Source organism: Tenacibaculum sp. DPLXC6 (assembly GCF_056815515.1).
In genome coordinates, this window is the sequence record NZ_CP141806.1 from 1738808 (window position 1) to 1761918 (window position 23111).

Annotated in this window: 9 protein-coding genes; 2 read left to right on the top strand and 7 right to left on the bottom strand. The window is 33.3% G+C overall.

What is annotated here, in order from left to right:
- Position 1: 1 nt before the first annotated feature.
- The 7 genes from VCM48_RS07915 to VCM48_RS07945 form a co-directional block, all read right to left on the bottom strand.
- Positions 2–7117: a BspA family leucine-rich repeat surface protein gene (locus tag VCM48_RS07915; RefSeq protein WP_482270153.1), complete on the bottom strand. Its 7116-nt coding sequence runs from the start codon at positions 7115–7117 to the stop codon at positions 2–4.
- Between the two features lie 178 nt (positions 7118–7295).
- Complete coding sequence (locus tag VCM48_RS07920) at positions 7296–8798, bottom strand: tetratricopeptide repeat protein (protein WP_482270154.1); 1503 nt, start codon at positions 8796–8798, stop codon at positions 7296–7298.
- A gap of 199 nt (positions 8799–8997) precedes the next feature.
- Positions 8998–9567, bottom strand: coding sequence for a TetR/AcrR family transcriptional regulator (locus tag VCM48_RS07925; RefSeq protein WP_274639560.1), 570 nt, complete (start codon positions 9565–9567; stop codon positions 8998–9000).
- Between the two features lie 10 nt (positions 9568–9577).
- Positions 9578–10978: an efflux transporter outer membrane subunit gene (locus VCM48_RS07930; RefSeq protein ID WP_482270155.1), complete on the bottom strand. Its 1401-nt coding sequence runs from the start codon at positions 10976–10978 to the stop codon at positions 9578–9580.
- Between the two features lie 2 nt (positions 10979–10980).
- Positions 10981–14118: an efflux RND transporter permease subunit gene (locus VCM48_RS07935; RefSeq protein ID WP_482270156.1), complete on the bottom strand. Its 3138-nt coding sequence runs from the start codon at positions 14116–14118 to the stop codon at positions 10981–10983.
- An 11-nt stretch (positions 14119–14129) separates the two neighbouring features.
- Complete coding sequence (locus tag VCM48_RS07940) at positions 14130–15254, bottom strand: efflux RND transporter periplasmic adaptor subunit (protein ID WP_482270157.1); 1125 nt, start codon at positions 15252–15254, stop codon at positions 14130–14132.
- A 30-nt stretch (positions 15255–15284) separates the two neighbouring features.
- Positions 15285–15761, bottom strand: a complete 477-nt coding sequence (locus VCM48_RS07945) for a GbsR/MarR family transcriptional regulator (protein WP_274639556.1) — start codon at positions 15759–15761, stop codon at positions 15285–15287.
- 768 nt (positions 15762–16529) lie between these two features.
- On the opposite strand from VCM48_RS07945, the gene VCM48_RS07950 reads away from it, so the two are divergent.
- Positions 16530–19172 carry a SprB repeat-containing protein gene (locus VCM48_RS07950; RefSeq protein ID WP_482270158.1) on the top strand — a complete coding sequence of 881 codons (2643 nt, stop codon included), beginning with the start codon at positions 16530–16532 and terminating at the stop codon, positions 19170–19172.
- 101 nt (positions 19173–19273) lie between these two features.
- A complete protein-coding gene (locus VCM48_RS07955; RefSeq protein WP_482270159.1) occupies positions 19274–23101 on the top strand; it encodes a DUF7507 domain-containing protein in 3828 nt (1275 codons plus the stop codon).
- Positions 23102–23111 lie beyond the last annotated feature (10 nt).

A 23111-nucleotide genomic window follows, 5' to 3' on the forward strand; every position in this document is an offset into this window, starting at 1 on the left:
CTTATCTTTTTAAAACTAAAAACCCTTTCTTTTCTGTTGAATTTCCCCCTTTTGAAATTTTTATATTGAAAAAGTATGTTCCTGCTGGCAACTTATCACCTCCCATACTTGTTAGCTTATTGGCAACACCTCTAAAAACATTAAACTGGTTATCATATCCTTTTATCTGGAACACCATATCTCCCCACCTATTAAAAACAGTTACTGAATTGTTAGGATATTCTTCAATTCCTTTTATTTCCCAAAAGTCATTTACTCCATCACCATTCGGAGAAAAACCATATTTAGTTTCTCCTACTAAACCTTCTTCTGTTCTAAAACTAATTTCTGAACAACCTGTAGCACTTCCTATAGAATTATATGGAGTCACCGAGACATAAATTGTGGTCGTTTCTGGTAAATCACTTGCTAGTGTGTAACTCGTTCCTGTTACTACTTCATTATTTACAATATCAGTTCCGCCTGAAGTTATTCCAATTGACAGGTAATATCCACCTGCATCAGCTACTGCGTCCCAACTAATTCCGGTACTAACACTAACATCCGTTGCTCCACTGGTAGGAACTGTGATTGTTGTACAATTTGGGGCTGTTAGCAATGTTTCTGTAGTGAAACTAATTTCTGAACAACCTCTGGCACTTCCTACAGAATTATAAGGAGTTACCGAGACATAAATTGTGGTCGTTTCTGGTAAATCACTTGCTAGTGTGTAACTCGTTCCTGTTACTACTTCATTATTTATAATATCTGTTCCTCCTGAAGTTGTTCCGATTGATATATAATATCCATCTGAATTAGCTACTGTGTCCCAACTAATTCCTGTACTAACACTAACATTCATTGCTCCGTTACTTGGAACTGTAATCGTTGTACAATTCGGTACTGTTGGTAATACTTCGGTTGTAAAACTAATCTCTGAACATCCTGTAGCACTTCCTACAGAATTATAAGGAGTCACCGAGACATAAATTGTGGTCGTTTCTGGTAAATCACTTGCTAGTGTGTAACTCGTTCCTCTTATTGATTCATTATTTACAATATCAGTTCCGCCTGAAGTTGTTCCAATTGACAGATAATATCCATCTGCTTCAGCTACTGCATCCCAACTAATCCCTGTACTAACACTAACATCCGTTGCTCCGTTACTTGGAGCTGTGATTGTTGTACAATTTGGGGCTGTTGGCAATGTTTCCGTAGTGAAACTAATTTCTGAACATCCTGTAGCGCTTCCTACCGAATTGTACGGAATTACCGAAACATAAATTGTGGTCGTTTCTGGTAAATCACTTGCTAGTGTGTAACTCGTCCCTGTTACTACTTCATTATTTACAATATCAGTTCCACCTGAAGTTGTTCCGATTGACAGATAATATCCATCCGTATCAGCTATTGCATCCCAACTGATTCCAGTGTTAACACTAACATTCATTCCTCCGTTACTTGGAACTTTGATTGTGGTACAATTTGGGGCTGTTGGTAATGTTTCTGTAGTGAAACTAATTTCTGAACAACCTGTGGCACTTCCTATCGAATTATATGGAATTACCGACACGTAAATTGTTGTTGTCTCTGGTAAATCACTAGCTAGTGTGTAACTCGTTCCTGTTACTGATTCAGTATTTACAATATCAGTTCCGCCTGAAGTTGTTCCAATTAATAGGTAATATCCGTCAGCATCTGCTACTGTGTCCCAACTAATTCCGGTACTAACACTAACATTCGTTGCTCCGTTACTTGGAACTGTGATTGTTGTACAGTTCGGTGCTGTTGGCAATGTTTCCGTAGTAAAACTAATTTCTGAACAACCTGTAGCACTTCCTACAGAATTATAAGGAGTCACCGAGACATAAATTGTGGTCGTTTCTGGTAAATCACTTGCTAGTGTGTAACTCGTTCCTATTACTACTTCATTATTTACAATATCAGTTCCACCTGAAGTTGTTCCGATTGATAGGTAATATCCATCAGCATCAGCTACTGCGTCCCAACTAATTCCTGTACTAACACTAACATTCGGTGCTCCGTTACTTGGAACTGTGATTGTTGTACAATTTGGCACATTTACAACTGCATCTCCTGTAGTAAAACTTTCTTCTACACAACCTGTAGCGTCACCTACATCATTGTATGGAATTATACGAACATAATGTATTCTATTTTCTTGTAGATCTTGGGTAAAACTATACGAAGTAGTATTTCCTACATCAATACTATTCACAACTTCTATTCCTCCTTGAGTAGTTCCTACACTTACTAAATATCCTGTTGCTTCTGCAATTTCATTCCAAGAAATATCAGTATTCAACGGAACATTCGTTGAACCATTTATAGGATTCACTAAACTTGTACAACTAGGTGCTACTGGAATAAACTCTGTTTTAAAAGATTCTTCTCCACAACTTATTGCATCTCCTTCATCGTTATAAGGAGTTATAGTTACAAAAATATCGGTGTCTTCTGGTAAATCTACAGGTAAATCATATGTTGTACTGTTACCTACATCTATACTATTAAAAATATCTGATCCTCCAGAAGTAGTTCCTACTGTAAGCCTATACCCATCTGCATTACTTATAACATTCCATTCTAAATTTGTACTTACAGATATATCTGTACCACCAGCAAGTGGCAGGGTTAAATTAGTACAATTTGGTACTGTTGATGGAGTTGTAGATAGGGTAAAACTTTCTTCTGAACAAGGTCCTACCGCTTCTCCATTTTCGTTTGAAGGTACAATAGTAACATGAACTGTTTCTCCTCCTGAAAAATCTGTAGCAAATTCATAAGTGGTGGCATTTACAACAGTTTCATTTATTATGGTTCCAGATGGTTCAATTCTAATTGTTAAAGCATATTCACGTGCATACAAAACAGATTCCCAAGTTAAATTGGTATTTACAGGAACATCTGTTGCTCCATGTAAAGGAGCTATTAACTGTGTACATTCTGGAATAGGACAATCTAAGACATCACCTGTAAAAGACCATCCAAAATCATCAATCATTGATTGTCTTTCTTCTACAGCATCACAATATATAAGAGTGTTAGCTCCTAGATTTATTCCTGGTGTTAGTGTTTGTTCTGACCAAGCAATAAGCGTATTGTCATAATTTACTCTGGTAAGAGCTGTATTATCTAGCATATTTTGCATGTTAGTTACACCACTAATATTCCAATCACCTAAATCTTGATTAAAAACTGTAGCGTTATTAAACATAGCGTTCATAGATACCGTATTTAATAACCATTGGTTTAAAGATTGATTAAACAAACTTGCACCTTGAAACATTCTATCCATGTTTGTCACTGCTGTTGGTCTCCAATTATTAATAGGTTGATTAAAGTTTATTGCTCCATTAAACATATCTTGCATGGTGGTTACTCTCCTGATATTCCAACTTCCAATAGCACCATCAAAGACCTCTGCTGATTGAAACATACCTTGCATATTTGTTACTGATGCTACATTCCAAGAATCTAACGATCTATTAAAAGATGTTACTCCCCGAAACATTTCTTGCATGGTGGTTACAAAAGATACATTCCAGTTATTAATATCTTGATTAAATTTAGACGCTCCATAAAACATTTCAGCCATCGTTTGTGCTTCGCCTGTATTCCAATTCCCTAAAGGTTGGTTAAATATTTCTGCATCTTTAAACATTGCTTCAAAGTTTGTAACTACTGAAACATTCCAGTTTTCCAACGGGTTATCAAAAGCAATAGCTTCTTCAAACATTGAAGGCATTAACGTTACTGAGCTTACATTCCAAGAATTTAATGGTTGATTGAAAACTGTGGCTTGTTGAAACATTTGGCTCATATTAGCAACAGCACTTACATCCCAATTATTTAATGGTTGATTAAACACCTCTGCTCTTCGGAACATCCCTGACATATTAACTACTGAGTCTACATCCCAAGAATTTAACGGTTGGTTATACATTTGAGCATTGTAAAACATTAAACTCATGTTCGTTACATTTGTTACATTCCAACTATTTATATTTTGATTAAAATCACCAGCGCTTTGAAACATACTCTCCATGCTAGTAACCTTAGATACATTCCAACTATCTAGTGGTTGATCGAATACAGATGCGCTTTCAAACATTGAAGTCATATTTGTAACAGAACCTACATTCCAAGAATTTAAAGGTTGATTAAAATCAACACATCTCTGAAACATTTCAGACATATCTGTAACATTACTTACATCCCAATTATCTATATTTTGATTAAAAGCCATACTTGAAATAAATCCTTTAAACATTTCAGACATATTGGTAACATTACTTACATCCCAATTATTAAGTGGTTGGTTAAATGCTTCTGCTCTTTCAAACATGCTACTCATATCTGTAACACTGCTTACATTCCAGTTATTAAGATTCTGATCAAATATTTCTGCATTCTGAAACATACCTCCCATATTTGTAACATTTCCGGTATTCCAATTCCCTATGTCTTGATTAAACTCTACAGCACTACCAAACATATAGTTCATATTAGTAACATTACTTACATCCCAGTTATTAAGTGGTTGGTTGTAAATTGAAGTTCCACTAAGCATACTTCGCATGTTGGTTACATTGCTAACATTCCAATTATTTATGTTTCCATTAAATTTTCTACATGAACTAAACATTCTTTCCATATCCATTACATTGCTTAGATTAGGAATATCTGTAGTATTGTACTCCATATTTGCGCAACTATAAAAAGCTTCGTACATACTTTCCCAGACTTGTGTTCCCCATTGATCTATAGATAATAACTTGTCAGAGTCTCCAAAAGTTTCATGCTTTGGAGAAGGAAAGACACCAATAATACTTACTGTATAAATCCCTGGAGTAAGGTATGTGTGTGTAATATCACCTGTAACATTATGGTTGTATTGTCCATCTCCCCAGTCTATAGAATAGTTGTACGTAAGATATTTTGGATAACCTGAATTTGTTTCTATTCTTAACTGATTTGTTGGTGTAGTGCGTGAAGATTGAATACTTGTATCATAGGTAAGTTTAAATGCATCTGGACTATTTACCCAACTTTCTATTACTGTAAAACTAATTTCCTGGCAACCTGTAGCTGGTCCTTCATCATTATAAGGAACAACTGTTACATATACAGTATCTCCTGCTATAAATTCATTGGTAAAGTCTACTCCTACTACATTTCCTACATCTTCATTATTATATATAACCTGTGAAGTCGCTCCGTTTTCTCTTCTTACACTAATTCTATACCCTGTAGCATTAGGTGCTGGATTCCAACGAATATCACTGTTTGCAGGTACTTGTGTGTCACCTGCTTGCGGCATTGTTATTTGAGTACATAATACATAAGAACAGTTTACAATATCTCCTGATATAGTCCAACCATTATTATCAATTAGACTTTGTCTTTGGTTTAATGCATCACAGTAATTAAGGTTCGTCGCTCCTAAGTTAATGTTGTTTTGAACTGTTTGAGCACTCCAGGCTATAAGAATATTATCATAATTTTCTTGAGAAATACCACTACTTGACAACATATTTGTCATGTTTGTAACACTAGATATGTTCCAGACTCCTATATTTTGATTAAATGAAGTAGCCTGATTGAACATATAAGACATGTTTCTAACATTTCCGGTTTCCCAACCGGTTATATCTTGATTAAAGGATATAGCTCTATCAAACATATATTGAAAGCTCGTAATATTACTTACATCCCAGCTATTCAAAGGTTGATTAAAAGCTTCTGCTTGTTGAAACATGTTACGCATATTAGTAATATTGCTTACGTCCCAAGTATTCAATGGCTGATTGAAAGCTTCTGTTCTTTCAAACATACTTTCTACATCGGTAACCTTACTGGTATTCCACAAGCTTATATCCCGATTAAAAGCAATAGCTCCTTCAAACATTCCACTCATAGTAATTACATTACTCACATCCCAATTACCTATGAGCTGATTAAAACCAGAGTTATCTCGAAACATGTAACTCATATCAGTAACATTACTTACATTCCAATTACCTATAGGTTGATTAAAAACAGTTCTTCCATGCCATCCATCAAACATACCTGACATATTAGTAACATTACTTACATTCCAACTATCTAAAGGTTGGTTAAAAGTTCTATTACTGAAAAACATCTGCGACATATTAACGACACTACTTACATCCCAAGTACTTAAAGGCTGATTGAATCTAGATTGACTAAACATACCTTTCATCGTTGTAACTTTACTTACATCCCAACTATCTATTTGACTGTTGAAGCTAGATCTTTTAAATGTATCAATCATATTAGTAACGTTACTAACGTTCCAGTTATTCATTGGTTGATTATATGCACTCGTATAATAAAAAGCTCCTTCCATATTAACAACATTAGCTACATTCCAGCTATTAATATTTTGATTGAATTTACGAGCCCTATATAAAAAGTTTTCTAAAGTAGTTACCGCTGATGTATTCCAATTATCTAATGGTTCATTGAAATTGCTTGCATCGTAAAAAGTGTAAGACATATCTGTTACATTAGATGTATCCCACTGATCTAAAGGTCTATTGAAAATTTCACAATCCATAAATAATCCTGATATATTAGTTATGGTGCTCATATTCCAATTATTCATAATACCATTAAATAATGAACAATCTCTAAAAGCATTTTGTAAACTAGTAACTTGACTTAAATCTGGTGGAGCAATGGCATCAAAATTTAGGTTTGAACATCCGTAGAATGCATTTTCCATACTTTGCCATTGAATTGTACCCCAAGACAATATTTCAATAATTTTGTCAACGTCTCCAGCATTGTTAAAATAGATTGCAGGAAACGTACCATCTATCTTAATTGTGTAAGTTCCTTGTGTAGCATAGGTATGTGTAATATCTCCCGTTACATTTGAGTCTATATTTCCGTCACCCCAGTCAATGGTATAAGAATAAGTATAAGCTGAATTGGTTGGTATGGATATTTCATTATCTGCTGAAGAATCAGTACTAACATTTGTAGTATTCCATAAAGATGTAAATGACTGTGAAAACAATTGACTGCTTACAATAAAAAAAAGTACTGTAAAACTATTCTTTAAAAACTTACTAATAAATTTCCTCATTCTTTTTAATCTAATTTTAAACTTCTTCTTAACTAACCATTTTAATTTTACAACATAACACATGATGTAAAACCACCTAAATAATCATAGATGTTTTTTGTTTGATTGTACTATTAAATAATAAGGCGCAAGATATAACCGCTGGTTGTTATAGAAGTATCATTCTATAGAGTGGAACCTATTTTATTAGTTTTTTTCGGTACTCTGTAGGTGTATAACCTGTTTGTTCTTTAAACACACGGTTGAATGTTGTTTTACTTTTAAAACCAGCATCGTAGGCTACAGCAATTATTTTGTAATCTTTATTAGTAGGTTGTTCTAATATTTTTTTAGCTTCTTTTATTCGATATGAATTGATAAGTTGGTAGAAGTTTTTATCAAATTCAAACGAAAATACTTCAGATAAATGATGACTACTTAACGATAGTTTTTTTGCAAAGTTTGCTTGAGTTAAATCGTGATTTAAGTATATCTTTTCTTCTTCTATTGCTTTTAATATTTTTTGCTGGTAAGAAACTCTATCTTCTTTTGACAATGAGGAGTTTTTATACTTTTCAGAAGCTTCTTTTATCTTTTCCGTTATTCCATTTGTTTCTTTTATAACACTTTTCTCTTCATTCTTTTTTATGTAAATCCAAAACACACCTCCTAAACCAATTACACAAAACACACCAAACCACAACAAACTTTTTTGTTGTTCTGAAAGTAGCGCTTTTGTGTTTTCTTGTGCTAAAACTGTTTCTTCTCTTGCTCCAATTTCTGCTTTTAACTCTTCTGTAATAGCTTTCTTTTGATTCTTCAGAAAACTTATTCGGCTTTTGTTATGTTTCTTTTCTGCATTTAAATAAGCTGTTGTTTTGTTTAGCTTTTGATATATTATAGCTAGATTTTTATAACATATCATTTCTATTTCTTCTATATTCTTTTCAGAAGCTATACTTAATGCTTGTTTTAAATTTTCTTCCGCTTTATTGTAATGTTCTAATTTTAAATTTGCGACTCCTAAATTGACAAAAATCCATGCTTTTACTCTAGTATTTTTTTCAAAAGCCTTATACTTTCTAGCTCTATTAGCTATTTCAACTGATTTTTCATATTCTCCTAACTTATAATACGAACTACTGATATGGTTTAATGATGTTAAAACAATACTTTCATTTCCTGTTTCTTCTCCTATTTTTTTTACTTGCTGCGCATAAAACAGTGATTTTTCCTCATTATTTAAAGCTGAATAGCTTGTTGATAAACCATTCAACGCAGCCATTTTTATTAAGTTAGGTTTCTTCACATAGGTAGTTTGCTTTAAAACCTTCTTCATGGTTTCTATACTTTTTTCATAAAGCTCAACATTATTATATGTGTTTCCTAAATTAACCAGCACTACAGTTTCAGCTTGTTTACTTTCTTGTATTGTTTTTGCTACGACTAATGCTTCTTTATACAATGCTATACCTTCTACATACTTTGTTTGCATGTTCAAGCTTATTGCTTGATTAACCATTGCTTTTACTTGTAGATCTTTTAGGTTATTCTCTTTAGAAATATTATAAAGAGAATCACTATAAATCTTATGAAGTTTGTAGTTTCCTTCCTTATAGTTTTCTTGTAGTTTTTCTAAATAACTCTCTGCTTTTTTCTGAACTTCAGCAAACTGTGAATCTACTTTATTCTGACTATACAACTGGGTTACAAGACTAAGTAATAGATATATGGTTATTTTTTTTAGCAAATTTTATTTATTTCCCACAAAAATACATCAAAATACTTTCCCTTAATCCTTTTTAATAACTACCTGATCTTCAAACACAAAAAAAGTGTCTTGCAGATATGATAACATACTACATGACACTTCTTATCAAAAACCACAAAAACTTGTGTACTTATTTAGCGGGTTTTAGAGAGTTTAAGTTATTAATAATCATATACTCTAATAGTACTTCTTTTGAGTAATCGTCAAACAAATTATCTGCATCAAACAAACGACTCTCAAGCCCGCTTAAATATAACTTACTAAATAACTCAAGATCTACATCAGATCTTATTTCTCCCTGTGTTTTGGCTTCTTCTAGTAAATTCATTATATCTGTTGAAACAACATCTGTAGTAATCTCTTTATAAGCATCGTAAGCATTAGGGTAGTATTTTTTTAACCCAAAAATAAATGAAGGTTTAAACTTTTCTACGTACTTAAAAATTACTTTATATATCTCTATTACTTTACTTAATGCTGTTTTATCAGATTTTAAAATAGGTTCAGTATCAATTTTGAATTCATTTATTAATTCTTTAATACTTTCAATTATCAATTCCTCTTTTGAAGAAAAGCAAGCATAAATAGTTTTTTTTGAAATTCCGAGTAGCTCAGCTATTTCATCCATTGTGGTATGCTTACTGCCAAATGCTATAAACTTTTCTTTGGCTACCTTAATAAGTTTTGACCTATTACCCATTATAACCTATTTACTTCCAACCGCCTCCAAGTGCTTCATATAAATTAACAACACTTAATAACTGATTTAACTTGTTATTGATAACATTTAACTCAGCATTTAAAGCTCTTTCTCTTGCTGTTAATAAATCTAAATAATTAGCATATCCATTTTTTAACAACTCTTCAGAATTTACTTCTGCTCTTCGTAAAGCTTCAACTTCATTTTTTCTGTAATCAAACTTTTCGGTTTCTGATTTATAATCAAAAAGTGCATTTGAAACCTCATTTCCAGCAGTTAACAAAGTCTTTTTAAAAGTTAACAATGCTTGTTCTTGTTGTGCTTTAGCTACCTCATGTTGTGTTTTAATCTTTCTTTGATTAAAAATAGGCTGTGTTAAACCTCCTATAATATTTGCAAACAAAGAGTTTGTGCTTAATAATTCATCTAACTCTAAACTTTGAAATCCTCCACTTGCCGTTACTGTTAACGATGGGTAAAAATTACTTTTGGCAACATTAGTCATTTCAAAAGCGTTTATTAAACCATATTCAGCTGCCATAACATCTGGTCTATTTCTTAATAAAGTTGCTGGAACACCTACTTTAATAGCGGCATTTAGTTGTTGCTCTGAAAGTTTACTTCTTTCAATAACTACAGATGTTCTTCCTAGTAATAGATTTAGTGTATTCTCAATTTTAAAGATAGATGCTTCTAAATCTACTTTTAGTGCTTTTGCATTGTTATACTGTGCAATATTTTGATCTACTGCTACCTGATTTACCTGACCTGCATCTTTAAGAGCTTTGATAGTATTTACACTACTCTCTCTCGTTTCAATAGTTTGTTCAGTAATTTCTAACTGAGCATCTAAAGCTACTAACTGATAATAGGTAGTTGCTATTGCTGAAACTAATTGAGTTTTTACTGCTTGATGAGCTGCTACACTTTGTAAATAACCTGCTTTTCCTGCTCGTTTATTACTTCGTATTTTACCCCAGATATCGGCTTCCCATGAAAGATTTCCTGTTATATCATACTGGTCGATACTACCGTTAAAAAAAGATCCAAACTGACTGTTTTTTGCTAATTCTTGGTGAGTAGCTTTTGCTCCTACACTTAAAGTAGGAAAATATCCTGCCTTGCCTTGTTTCATATAAGCCTCAGCAGCTGCCATTTGTTGTATTGCTACACGGATATCTAAGTTATTTTGAAGCCCTTCATCAATATATTGCTTCAAGTGGGCATCAGTAAACATATCTTTCCATGATACATCTGCCATTGAGATACTATCTTTTGGTAAATTATCTGTTCTATACAAATGTTCTGTTTCTTTTAACTCAGGACGTGCATAATCCCTAGCAACAAAACAACTTTGTAAGGTTGTAGCCATTACGGCTACAACCAAGGTTTTATTTAGTATACGTTTCATAATTAATCTTCTTTAGTTTCAATAACAACTGGTTTGCTTGATACTTTTTCTTGTAACCATTGAAATACCACAAATAATACAGGAATAACGAATACCCCTATTAAAGTACCTATTAACAATCCTCCTGCAGCACCAGTTCCGATAGAGTTATTTCCTGCAGCCCCTACTCCTTTTGCTAATACTAACGGCATTAATCCAAGGATAAATGCAAATGAGGTCATTAAAATAGGTCTTAAACGCACTTTTGCTCCTTCAATAGCCGCATCGTATAAGCTTTTTCCTTGTTTACGACGTTGTATTGCAAATTCTACAATAAGAATCGCATTTTTAGCTAACAGACCTAATAACATAATTAAGGCTATTTGGAAATAGATGTTATTTTCTAACCCAGCTAAATATGTTGTGTAATATGCTCCTGCTACCCCAATTGGTAATGAGAAAATTACTGATAATGGTAATAGGTAACTCTCGTATTGTGCTGCTAATAAGAAATAAACAAACAAAATACTAATCATAAAAATAATGGTAGATTGTCCTGATGATGCTATTTCTTCTCTAGTAATTCCTGAATAAGCAACACTATATCCTTCTGGTAAATTATTTTCTGCTAATGTGTTTATTTTAGTAATTGCATCTCCTGTACTAAATCCTGGTGTTACACCTCCGTTTACTGTTACAGAGTTAAACAAGTTGAAACGATTTACCGTTTGAGGACCATATACACGTTTTAAGCTTACAAATTGAGATATTGGTGTCATTTCTCCACTTGGAGTTTTTATAAACATACTATTTAAGCTTTCTTCATTTACTCTGTCTTCAGGTAATGATTGTACAAAAACTCTAAACTGTTTTCCAAATCTACTAAAGTCAGCTGCATAATTACCTCCAATATATCCTTGTAAAGCTGAAAGGATAGCGCTTGTTGACACTCCTGCCTCTTTAGCTCTTTCTACATTGATATCTAATTCCAACTGAGGGAAACCAGTATCAAAAGAGTTAGAAGCAAATGCTATTTCTGGTTGTTGATTTAAAAGACCTACAAATTCTTTTGCTGTTGCATCCATTTCTGTTAATGGTTTTGCAGCACGATCTAATAACCTCATTTCAAAACCATCTGCACTACCAAAACCTGGTACACTTGGCGGCGTAAAGAAAATAATATTTGCATCTGGTATCATCGCTGCTTTACCAAACAATTGACCTACTATGCTTTGAACTGATTCCGCATCACTTTCTCTTTCACTCCAATCTTCTAAAATGATAAAGCCCATAGCATACGAACTTCCTTCTCCAGAGAAAAAGTTTCTTCCACTAATAAATGATGCTCCTTTTATTCCTTCAATTCCTTTAATACTTTCATATAGCTTTTCTGTTACTTTATATGATCTATCTAATGAGGAACCTGCTGGTAATTCAGCATTCATAAATACTACCCCTCTATCTTCTGATGGTACGAAACCTGTAGGTATTGTATTACTTGCCCATACAATAGCTAAAACACTTAACCCTAAAATACCTGCTGTTACCCATTTATGCTTAACTAAAAAGCCTAAAGACTTGGTATATTTATTTGTTACCGCGTTGAATCCTGCGTTAAAAGCATCATAAAATCGCTGTAACAATCCTTTTTTCTTATGATCGTCGTTATGCGGTTTTAACAACAACGCACTTAAGGCTGGTGTTAATGTTAATGCATTTACTGCTGAAATTAAGATGGCAACCATTAATGTTACACCAAATTGCTCATAAAATACTCCTGATGGTCCTTGTATAAAAGTAATTGGCACAAATACTGCCATCATTACTAAAGTAATAGACACAATAGCTCCACTAATTTCGCTCATGGCAGAAATTGATGCTTTTTTCGCACTTTCTGCTCCATCTTCCAGTTTAGCGTGTACTGCTTCTACTACTACAATGGCATCATCTACCACAATTCCGATTGCTAAGATTAAAGCGAATAATGTTAGCAGGTTGATCGAATATCCAAACAGGTTTAAGAAAAAGAACGTACCAATAATTGATACTGGAACTGCTATGGCTGGTATTAAGGTAGATTTAAAATCTTGCAAGAAAATGAACACTACAATAAATACTAATAAAAAGGCTTCAATCAAGGTACTTTTTACTTTGTCTACAGACGCTGTTAAGAATTTGTTTGTGTCGTAGTTAATGATATAATCTAATCCTTCTGGGAAATCTTTCTTTAAATCTTCCAGCTTTACATAAATATTCTCAATAATTTCCTGTGCATTAGATCCTGGTGTTTGAAAAACTCCAAAGTTAAGTGCTGGATTTCCATTTGTACGTGAAAGTGATGAATAAGAAAATGCATCTAACTCTACTTTTGCTACGTCTTTAACACGTAAAAACTGTCCATTCCCCAAAGCTTTTACAACAACATTTTCATATTCTTTTGCCGTTTTATATCGTCCTTTATATTTGATTACATATTCAAAAGATTCTCCTGTGTTTTGCCCTAAAGATCCAGCTGCTGCTTCTAAACTTTGTTCATTAATTGCAGCTATTACTTCTCTAGGTTCTAACTTATATGATGCCATTTTTGCTGGATCTAACCATACACGCATCGAATAATCTTTTGCTCCAAATACATTTACAGCCCCTACTCCAGAAACACGTTGCAATTCTGGTTTCACATTTATATTCAGATAATTTTGAATAAAAACATCATCATATTCAGGGTTTGTTGAAAATATAGCGGCATACAAAAGTGCCGAGTTTTGTTGTTTTGCTGTAATAACCCCTGCTCTTGTAACCTCAGAAGGTAATAAAGCATTAGCTCTAGCAACTCTGTTCTGTACGTTCACCGCAGCAATATCAGGATCGTAACCTTGTTCAAAGAAAACTTGAATACTTGCTGTACCTGTATTACTTGCTGTAGAAGTCATGTAAGTCATTCCTTCTACCCCGTTTATTTGTTCTTCTATAGGAACAATAACACTTTCTAAAATTGTTTCGGCACTCGCTCCTGGGTAAGAAGCAGTAACCTGCACCGTTGGTGGCGCTATATCAGGATATTGCGTTACCGGTAATTGTGTTAATGACAGCACTCCTAATATTACTATGATAATAGAAATTACTGTAGAGAGTACCGGACGCTCTATAAATTTTTGTAACATGATTTTCTTTATTATTTAAATACCGTATCGAATGAGTTAACTATACTGTCTAAAGGTGTTGGAACAGGTTTAATTTTTGCTCCAGAACGAACTTTATTTAAGCCTTTAGCTAAAATGGTTTGTTCTATTGTTAATCCTGACTTTACCACATAAAGCTTTCCTACTTGTGCTTCTACTTCAATAGTTTTTTCAGCTAAAGAGTCATTATTTACTGTATAAACATATACCTTACCTTGACGTTCAAATGTAGATTCTGAAGGTATAATTAATGCATCGTTATGTACTTTAGGTATTAAGATTGTACCACTACTTCCGTTACGTAACAAGCCTGCTTTATTATCAAACTTTGCTCTAAAGCTAATAGTTCCTGTTTGCTGGTTAATATCTCCTGCAATGGTTTCAATAATTCCAGTTTGCTCATACTCTTTTCCGTTAGCTAACAATAACTTTACTGGTGGTAATTTTTTAATTTTTTCATTCATTGTATCACCCTCTGCTGAAGCAATGAAATTTAAAAACTCTTTTTCATTCATAGAAAAGTATGCATATACATTTTTTATAGAAGCTACTTTTGTTAGTGGCATTGCACTTTGTGCACTTACTAAAGCTCCTTTTCTATAATTAATTGAACCTACAAACCCGTTCACAGGACTTTTTATATTAGCGTAATTAATATTAGCTACAATACTGTTATAACTACTTTTAGCTTGTGCTAAACTTGCTTTTGCTGTTTCTAATTGAACTGGGCTAATAATGTTCTTTTCTACTAATGGTTTTAATTTATTTACTTCAACCTGTGCTGTATTTACAGCTGCTTTTGCTGCCTCAGCATCTTGACTTAATGATTGGGTTTCTAACTTAAACAATAGTTGCCCTTGTTTAACTTTCTGTCCTTCTTTTACCAAAACGTTCTTTACGTATCCAGAAACTTTTGGTCTTATTTCACTATTTACTTCTCCTTCAATAGTTACAGGATAACTTTGGTAATCTGTTATTGTTTTTTTTGCTACTTTAACTACTGGAAAAGGCAGCGCTGTTGGCTTCTGTTGGTTTTGTTGTTGTTGTTTTCCACAGCTTGTAAAAAATAATGCAACAATGCTAAGAATAGCAATACCGTATATATGTTGATATTTCATTTTATGTATATAATAATTAGTGTTTGTGGTTTATAATTTTTCTTTCAGTTTAGTAATAGATTCTATAGCTCCATTTAAAAACTCAATAAAACTATCATGAAAATCAAGATCAAACTTATCTTCTTCTTTCAATGTTTTATTAATACCTTCTTTATATTCTTTAACTTCTATATGTAGCTCCTTTTCACCTTCCCACTCTTCTACCATATTGCTTATTCCTTGTAGCATAGTATCACTATTTAGGATAAAGTATTTTTTCCTATCACCTGTTTTTGTAAAATAACTTACCTTCTTTAATCCTTGTAGGTGATTAAGGTGTGTTGAAATCGTACTCTTACTAGCACACAGACCAGACACCAAATCTTCAAAAGTTGTTCCTTGCTTTCCTGTTAAAATAATGTGTGAAAATATCCTTGCCGCCACTGGAGCTAACTGTTCTTTTTTTTCCAAAAAAATACCTAGCTTCTCAACTAATTCACATTTTCTCTTTTCTGCTTGATTCATCATCATTAAAAATTTACATTGCAAAAATAAGTTTAGTTCGGAACAAACCGAACTAAACGAAGTTAAAAAATTGTTAATACATTCTTAACAAACGATATTAAATAACTATCCTTTAACCCCTCAACTCAAATTATAATCTAAAATCAACCCTAACTAAAAGCACCAATCAACACAGACAAAAACACAATAAAAATCAAATTCCATTAATTAATATGTTTTATTTTAGATTTTTTTTTATTATATTCACAAAGAATTAATGATTTAAATATTGATTTTATCGCGGCGAATCAATGTTTTTTTTAAAAAAAAAGTACCCTTAAAGTTAAAATACTATTTACTGTCAATATTTATTGACTGTTGGAAACTAAGTAATTCCTTATTTGGTTTTACTGGAACACATTTTAAGTTTTTTTAATTTAAGCTCTATCATTATGATTACTTATCTCTTACCTTACCAAAAAGGTTAGCTGTAATTAACTATTATTTCTCACGAAAATTTTAAATCGACCTACTGCTACTTCAACAACAATGCTGTTGCTTTTTAAACTCCCATTTTTTGGAAGTTTTATAACTTATATCTAATACTCAGTAACTAATTATACCCCCGTAAAATGAACTCTGAATTATTGCTTTGTTAAAAAATTAGCTATTACATCTTACTATTTAGAAGCTATTTTCAACATTATTAAACTAATGTAATGACTGTCTGTGTCCGTAAAACACTATCTAGGACTTGACGGGTTCTTTACAATGTCTAACCAATCAACTATTATGAAAAGAATTACCCAAACGTACTTAACGTTGCAAAAAACTTGCATACAGTTCAAATTCACTTCATTATTTTTCTTGTTCTTGATTCTTACATCCTTTTCTGAAAAAAGAAATTTAAATGACAATATTAATTTCTCTCCGCCAATAACTGTGCCCTGTAATACCGATTCTCCTGTTGCTATTATTTCATCTAGCTTCACTGATTTAACTGTAAATGAAGACACTGACGGTCTTTGTTTGTTAGGGTGTGGAATTTCTAATCTCAACAATTTAACAGATTCTGATCTTACAAACTACGCTACTGTATCCACATTATTAGGATTGGGAGTAACCCATACAATTACAGTAACCGATGAAACAACCGATGAATATTTTGAAGCTGGAAGTTATGCTGGTTTTTTAATAGAAAACGGTTCTGTAGCTCAAATAGATTTACTAGGCTCAATCACCATAAGAACTTATCTAAATGGTACCGAACAAGAAACAAATTCTGGAAATTCATTAATAACATTAGACAGCTCTCTACTGAATAATGATCAGTTTTATGTGGGTTTTTATACGACTTTAGATTATGATAGTATTGAAATTTCCGCTACTAGTTTAGCTGGTATTGCATCAAGCACTAAAATTTATTATCCTGTTACTAACAGTTTTTGCGTTGGCCCTACTTTAGAGTCCAATACCCCTACTATACTAAACAAACCTGATTTTCCTGCTCGTATTGTTGATGAACGTACTGGAATGGGAGGTCTTTTAAATGTTGGTACTGTTACAAACACCAATTCAGCAATTGATTCAAACAGTAACACATACGCTAGTATTGATTTTACCCTAGGAGTTATAGCTACTGGTAGTATTTCAATAAAAGATGAATTAACAAATTATCCTGCACAAACTTATGTAGGTTTTGATATTGAAAATGCATCTGTTTTAAATCTAGAACTACTTGATGGGATTACCATAACAACTTATTTAGATGGTGTTCAACAAGAAGTTAAAACAGGAAGCTCTGAACTACTATCCGTAGACAGCGGTTTGTTATTTACAGGAACCGAACGCTCTCAAATAGGTTTTGTTACTTCATTACCTTTTGATGAAGTTCAATTATCCATTCAACAGACTCTTTCTTTAGATTTAGGAAGCACTAGAGTTTATGGTCTCATATTAGAAGCTTTTAGTGAGGGTGATTTAAACTGTGACACAGCTACGTTATTAAACAATCCTTCTCAACCTGTAATAATTAATAACACAAACACTGGTGTAAATGGAGTAGCTTGTGTGGCTTGTGAAGTAGATAACGCAACAAATGTTATTAGCGAAAGTGAATCTGACTTTGCTATGATAAATGTAACTGCTGGTGTTGCAAGTACAGCTTCTATTTCAGTTGAAAATGTTCTAAGTAATTTTCCTTCTGGAAGCTCTGCTGGTTTTGTTATTAGGGATACAAATGATCTTTTACAATTAGATTTATTAAATTCTCTAACTATAACAACGTATTTAGATGGTTCAGTACAAGAAACACAATCTGGAAATAATTTACTAGCTCTTGAAGCTTTAGGTCTAATAAATATAACTCCATCTACAACTAATGGTTTTTATTTAGTGGGGTTTTCTACTTCACTTCAATACGATGAAATTCAGCTTACTGTCAGCTCACTCGCTGCTACTATTAATAGTATTGAGGTTTATGGCAGCTACGTAGACAATTCGATTGAAATATCTGGAAGTAAAATAAAAGAAACCTCTATAGGAGCTTCAGATGGAAGCATTTCTTTATCTGTATCTGGAGGAACACCTCCCTACACCTATCTATGGAGTCCTGGAGGTCAAACATCTTCTTCTATTTCTGGTTTAACCCAAGGAAGCTACAACGTAACAGTAACAGATGCTAACGGATGTCAATCTACAGCAGAATATATTATTTTTACTGATGGTGTACAATATCCTATTCCTTGTAATACAGAAAATCCTGTAGCTATAACAAATGATAATTTTACAGATTTAACAGTAGGTGAAAATACTTCTGGACTCTGTGTAGTAGGCTGTGGAATTTCAGACGCTAATAATATTATAGATACCGACCCTTCTAGCTTTGCTTCTGTATCAACGCTTGTTGGTCTTGGAGTAACACATACTTTAACAGTAACAGATAATACAGCTAGTGAGTTTATCGAATCAGGTGGTTATACAGGTTTTTTGATAGAGAATACTTCCGTGCTTCAAGCCGATCTTTTAAATGCTATTACAATAACAACTTATCTTGATGGAACACAACAAGAAACGAATACAAGTACTTCCTTACTAACTTTAGATAGTCCTATTTTAGGAGACGATCAATTTTACGTTGGCTTTTACACCTCAATGAATTATGATGCCGTTGAAATCTCAATTTCAAGTTTAGCTGGAGTAGCATCAACAACAAACATTTATGCAGCTGTAACAAATAGATTTTGTGAAGGACCTGAATTAACTTGTAACACGGCTACTCAACTTACCAAACCAAACTTTCCTGTTAGAGCTGTAGAGGAGCATACAGGAAATGGAGGGCTTTTAACACTGGGAAGCGTTAACAACATTAACAATGCTATCGATTCTGACACTTCAAACTATGCTTCTATAAACTTATTAGCTGGGGTAGCATAGCAGGTACAGCATCTATAGCTTATAAAAACGAAATTACCGATTATGCCGCTGATACTTTTGCTGGTTTTGATATTGAAAACACCACTCTTCTAAACACTCAATTGTTTGACGCCATTACTATTTCAACTTATCTAGATGGAGTACTTGTTGAATCAAAAACAGGTGCAACCGAGTTACTTCCTGTATATTCTGGATTATTATTAACAGGAAGTGAATCTGTACGATTAGGATTCATAACCACAGCACCTTTTGACGAAGTACAACTTTCTATAACACAAACTCTTTCTTTAAATTTAGGTAGTACCCGAATTTACGGAATGGTACTTCAATCTTTCTGCCCAGGAATAATTAATTGTGATGAACCTTACGTAATATCAAATCCTAGTAGTTCGGTTATTATTAACAACGAAAATACAGGAACCGACGGTGTTGCTTGTATCGCTTGCGAAGTTGACAATGCCGTAAATGTTATATCTGAGGACAATTCTGATTATGCTCTTATAAACATTGTAGCTGGTGTAGCAGGAAGTGCTTCAATTTCAGTTCAAGACGTACTTGTTGATTACCCTGCTGGTACCCAAGCTGGTTTTGTAATTAGAGATACAAATGATTTACTGCAAGCAGACTTATTAAATACACTCACCATCACAACTTACCTTGATGGCGTTCAACAAGAGCAACAAACAGCAAACAACCTACTCGCTCTTGAAGCTCTAGGTTTAGTAAATATTACTCCAACTAGCACAGATAGTTTTTATGTTATAGCTTTTGATACTAGCACTAGTTTTGATGAAATTCAATTAACTGTAAACTCTTTAGTTGCAGCAGTAAACTCAATTGAAGTTTATGGTGGATATATAGATGCTACTAACTCAACTTTTTGTCAACAAGCTGGTATTGCTTTATTAAAAGAAGGCATTTTTAATGACATAGACAGTGATGGATGTGCAAATCCAGACGAAACAATTACATATACTTATACCGTGACCAATACAGGGAATGTTAGTATTACAAACGTTGAATTAACAGACCCTATTTCTCCTTCTCCTTTAACATTAAACTCTGGTGATACTGATGGTGATAATGAACTAGATGTTGACGAAACATGGATATATTCGCTAGACTATATTATTACTCAAGACGATATTGACAATGGTTCTGTTACTGGTCAAGCTACTGTTACAGGAGTGAGTACAGGAGGAACCAATGTGAGTGATTTATCTGATGACAACAGCACACTAGAAGACGATCCAACTGTAGTTAGTTTATGTCAAACCGAAGATATAGCACTGATTAAACAAGGAACAATTAATGATGAAAATGGTGATGGATGTAGCGATGATGGAGAAACTATAACTTTCATTCTTTCTGTAATAAACACAGGAAACACAACACTAAATTCTGTAGTCGTAATCGATCCCTTAATATCGGTTTCTTACAGTTCGGGAGACACTGACTCAGATAATGAATTAGATGTTGATGAAGTATGGATATACACAGGATCTTACATTATTACTCCACCTGATATAGCAAATACATCTGTCGAAAACCAAGCTACCGTACAAGCAAATACTGTTTCAGGAGGTACAGTAACTGATGTATCAGACGATAATAGTGTTCTAGAGGATGACATAACATCTATTGATTTATGTCAAGCACCAGGCATCGCCATTGTTAAGACAGCTACTTTTAACGATGAAAATTTAGATGGATGTAGTAATGTTGGCGAAACTATAACATATACAATGACAGTTACCAACCAAGGTAATACCGGTTTAGTAAATGTAACTGTAAATGACCCTCTACTAGGCGGAGCTATTGCTCTAGATTCAGGAGATTTAAACACCAACAATACACTTGATGTAGGTGAAATTTGGATTTATACTGCTGATTACACCTTAACACAAGTAAATATTGATACTGGGTCAATTACTAATCAAGCTACAGCTAGAGGAGAATCATCACTAGGTGTAATTGTTACAGATTTATCTGATGACAATAGTGTACTTGAAGACGACCAAACACTAACCACACTATGCCAATCCGATAGTATTGCACTTATTAAAACTGCTACTTTTAATGACGAAAATACAGATGGTTGTAGTAACATAGGAGAAACAATAACTTACAATTTTACCCTTACAAACACTGGTAATACCACTATTACGAATGTCGTTCTTACTGACCCAATGCTTGGCGGTACAATTACTCTTGCATATGGTGACACTGACAATGACAATCAACTTGATATTAATGAAACTTGGATTTATTCTGCTAGTTATACTATTACACAATCTAATATTGATAATGGTTCTGTAAACAACCAAGCAACTGTTACAGGTACAAGTATTAGCGGGAATAATGTAAGTGATTTATCTGATAATGATAGTATACTTGAAGACGATCAAACACAAACTACATTGTGTCAATCCGATAATATTGCACTTATTAAAACTGCTACTTTCAATGACGAAAACACAGATGGTTGTAGTAACATAGGAGAAACAATAACTTACAATTTCACCCTTACAAACACTGGTAACACCACTATTACCAATGTTGTTCTTACTGATCCAATGCTAAGTGGTACAATTGTTCTTGCATCTGGTGACACTGACAATGACAATCAACTTGATATTAATGAAACTTGGAATTATTCTGCTAGTTACACCATTACTCAATCTAATATTGATAATGGTTCTGTAAACAACCAAGCAACTGCTACAGGTACAAGTATTAGCGGTAATAATGTAAGTGATTTATCTGATAATGATAGTATACTTGAAGACGATCAAACCCAAACTACATTGTGCCAATCAGATGGTATTGCTCTTATTAAAACAGCTACTTTCAATGATGAAGATACCGATGGTTGTAGTGACGTAGGAGAAACAATAACTTACAATTTTACGCTTACAAACACTGGTAATACCACTATTACGAATGTTGTTCTTACTGATCCAATGCTAGGTGGTACAGTTACTCTTGCATCTGGTGACACTAACAATGACAATCAACTTGATATTAATGAAACTTGGAATTATTCTGCTAGTTACACCATTACTCAAGCTAACATTGATAATGGTTCAGTTAATAATCAAGCAACTGTTACAGGTACAAGTATTAGCGGTAATAATGTAAGTGATTTATCTGACGACAACAGTATTCTTGAAGATGATCAAACCCAAACTACGTTGTGTCAACCTAATAATAGTATTTCCCTTGAAAAAGTAAGCACCTTTAATGATGCTAATGGAAATGGATATGCTAATGTTGGAGAAACCATAACATATAGTTTTATCATATACAATACCGGAGATTCAGTTTTATATAATATTACTTTACAAGATAACTTACCTGGAATTACAATTAACGGTAGCACCATCTCTCAACTATTGCCTGGTGAAGTAGATAACACAACCTTTACTGCCATTTATGTTATAACTGAGCAAGACTTGACAAACGAATCCGTTACTAATCAAGCGTTGGTTACAGCAGAAGATTCTTCAGGAGGTTCTGTAACTGATACTTCTGACGACCCAAATAATTTAGATGATATTGATATTGACAATGATGGTGATCCTGATGACCCTACAATAACGGATTTACCTGTTGAAGAAATTGCTTTTGAAATTTTTAATGCTGTTTCTCCTGATGATGACGGAGCCAATGATTTCTTCCGTATTAATGGTATTGAAAATTACCCTAACAACAACCTGAAGGTTTTTAATAGATGGGGGGTTTTAGTTTATCAAACTGATGCTTATGGAATTAACGGAAACTTATTTAGAGGAATTTCTGAAGGGCGTGCAACAGTTAGTAAAGACCAAAAACTACCTACAGGTACGTATTTCTATATACTAACACGATGGAACTCTGACCAAGAAGCTATGACTAACAAAGGATATTTATATCTAAAAAGAAACTAAAAACCACTAA

Excerpts from the sequence above, each read along its gene's own strand:
- VCM48_RS07940 (WP_482270157.1), bottom strand. The coding sequence starts at position 15,254 with ATGAAATATCAACATATATACGGTATTGCTATTCTTAGCATTGTTGCA.
- VCM48_RS07935 (WP_482270156.1), bottom strand. The coding sequence starts at position 14,118 with ATGTTACAAAAATTTATAGAGCGTCCGGTACTCTCTACAGTAATTTCT.
- VCM48_RS07945 (WP_274639556.1), bottom strand. The coding sequence starts at position 15,761 with ATGATGAATCAAGCAGAAAAGAGAAAATGTGAATTAGTTGAGAAGCTA.
- VCM48_RS07930 (WP_482270155.1), bottom strand. The coding sequence starts at position 10,978 with ATGAAACGTATACTAAATAAAACCTTGGTTGTAGCCGTAATGGCTACA.
- VCM48_RS07915 (WP_482270153.1), bottom strand. The coding sequence starts at position 7,117 with ATGAGGAAATTTATTAGTAAGTTTTTAAAGAATAGTTTTACAGTACTT.
- VCM48_RS07925 (WP_274639560.1), bottom strand. The coding sequence starts at position 9,567 with ATGGGTAATAGGTCAAAACTTATTAAGGTAGCCAAAGAAAAGTTTATA.
- VCM48_RS07950 (WP_482270158.1), top strand. The coding sequence starts at position 16,530 with ATGAAAAGAATTACCCAAACGTACTTAACGTTGCAAAAAACTTGCATA.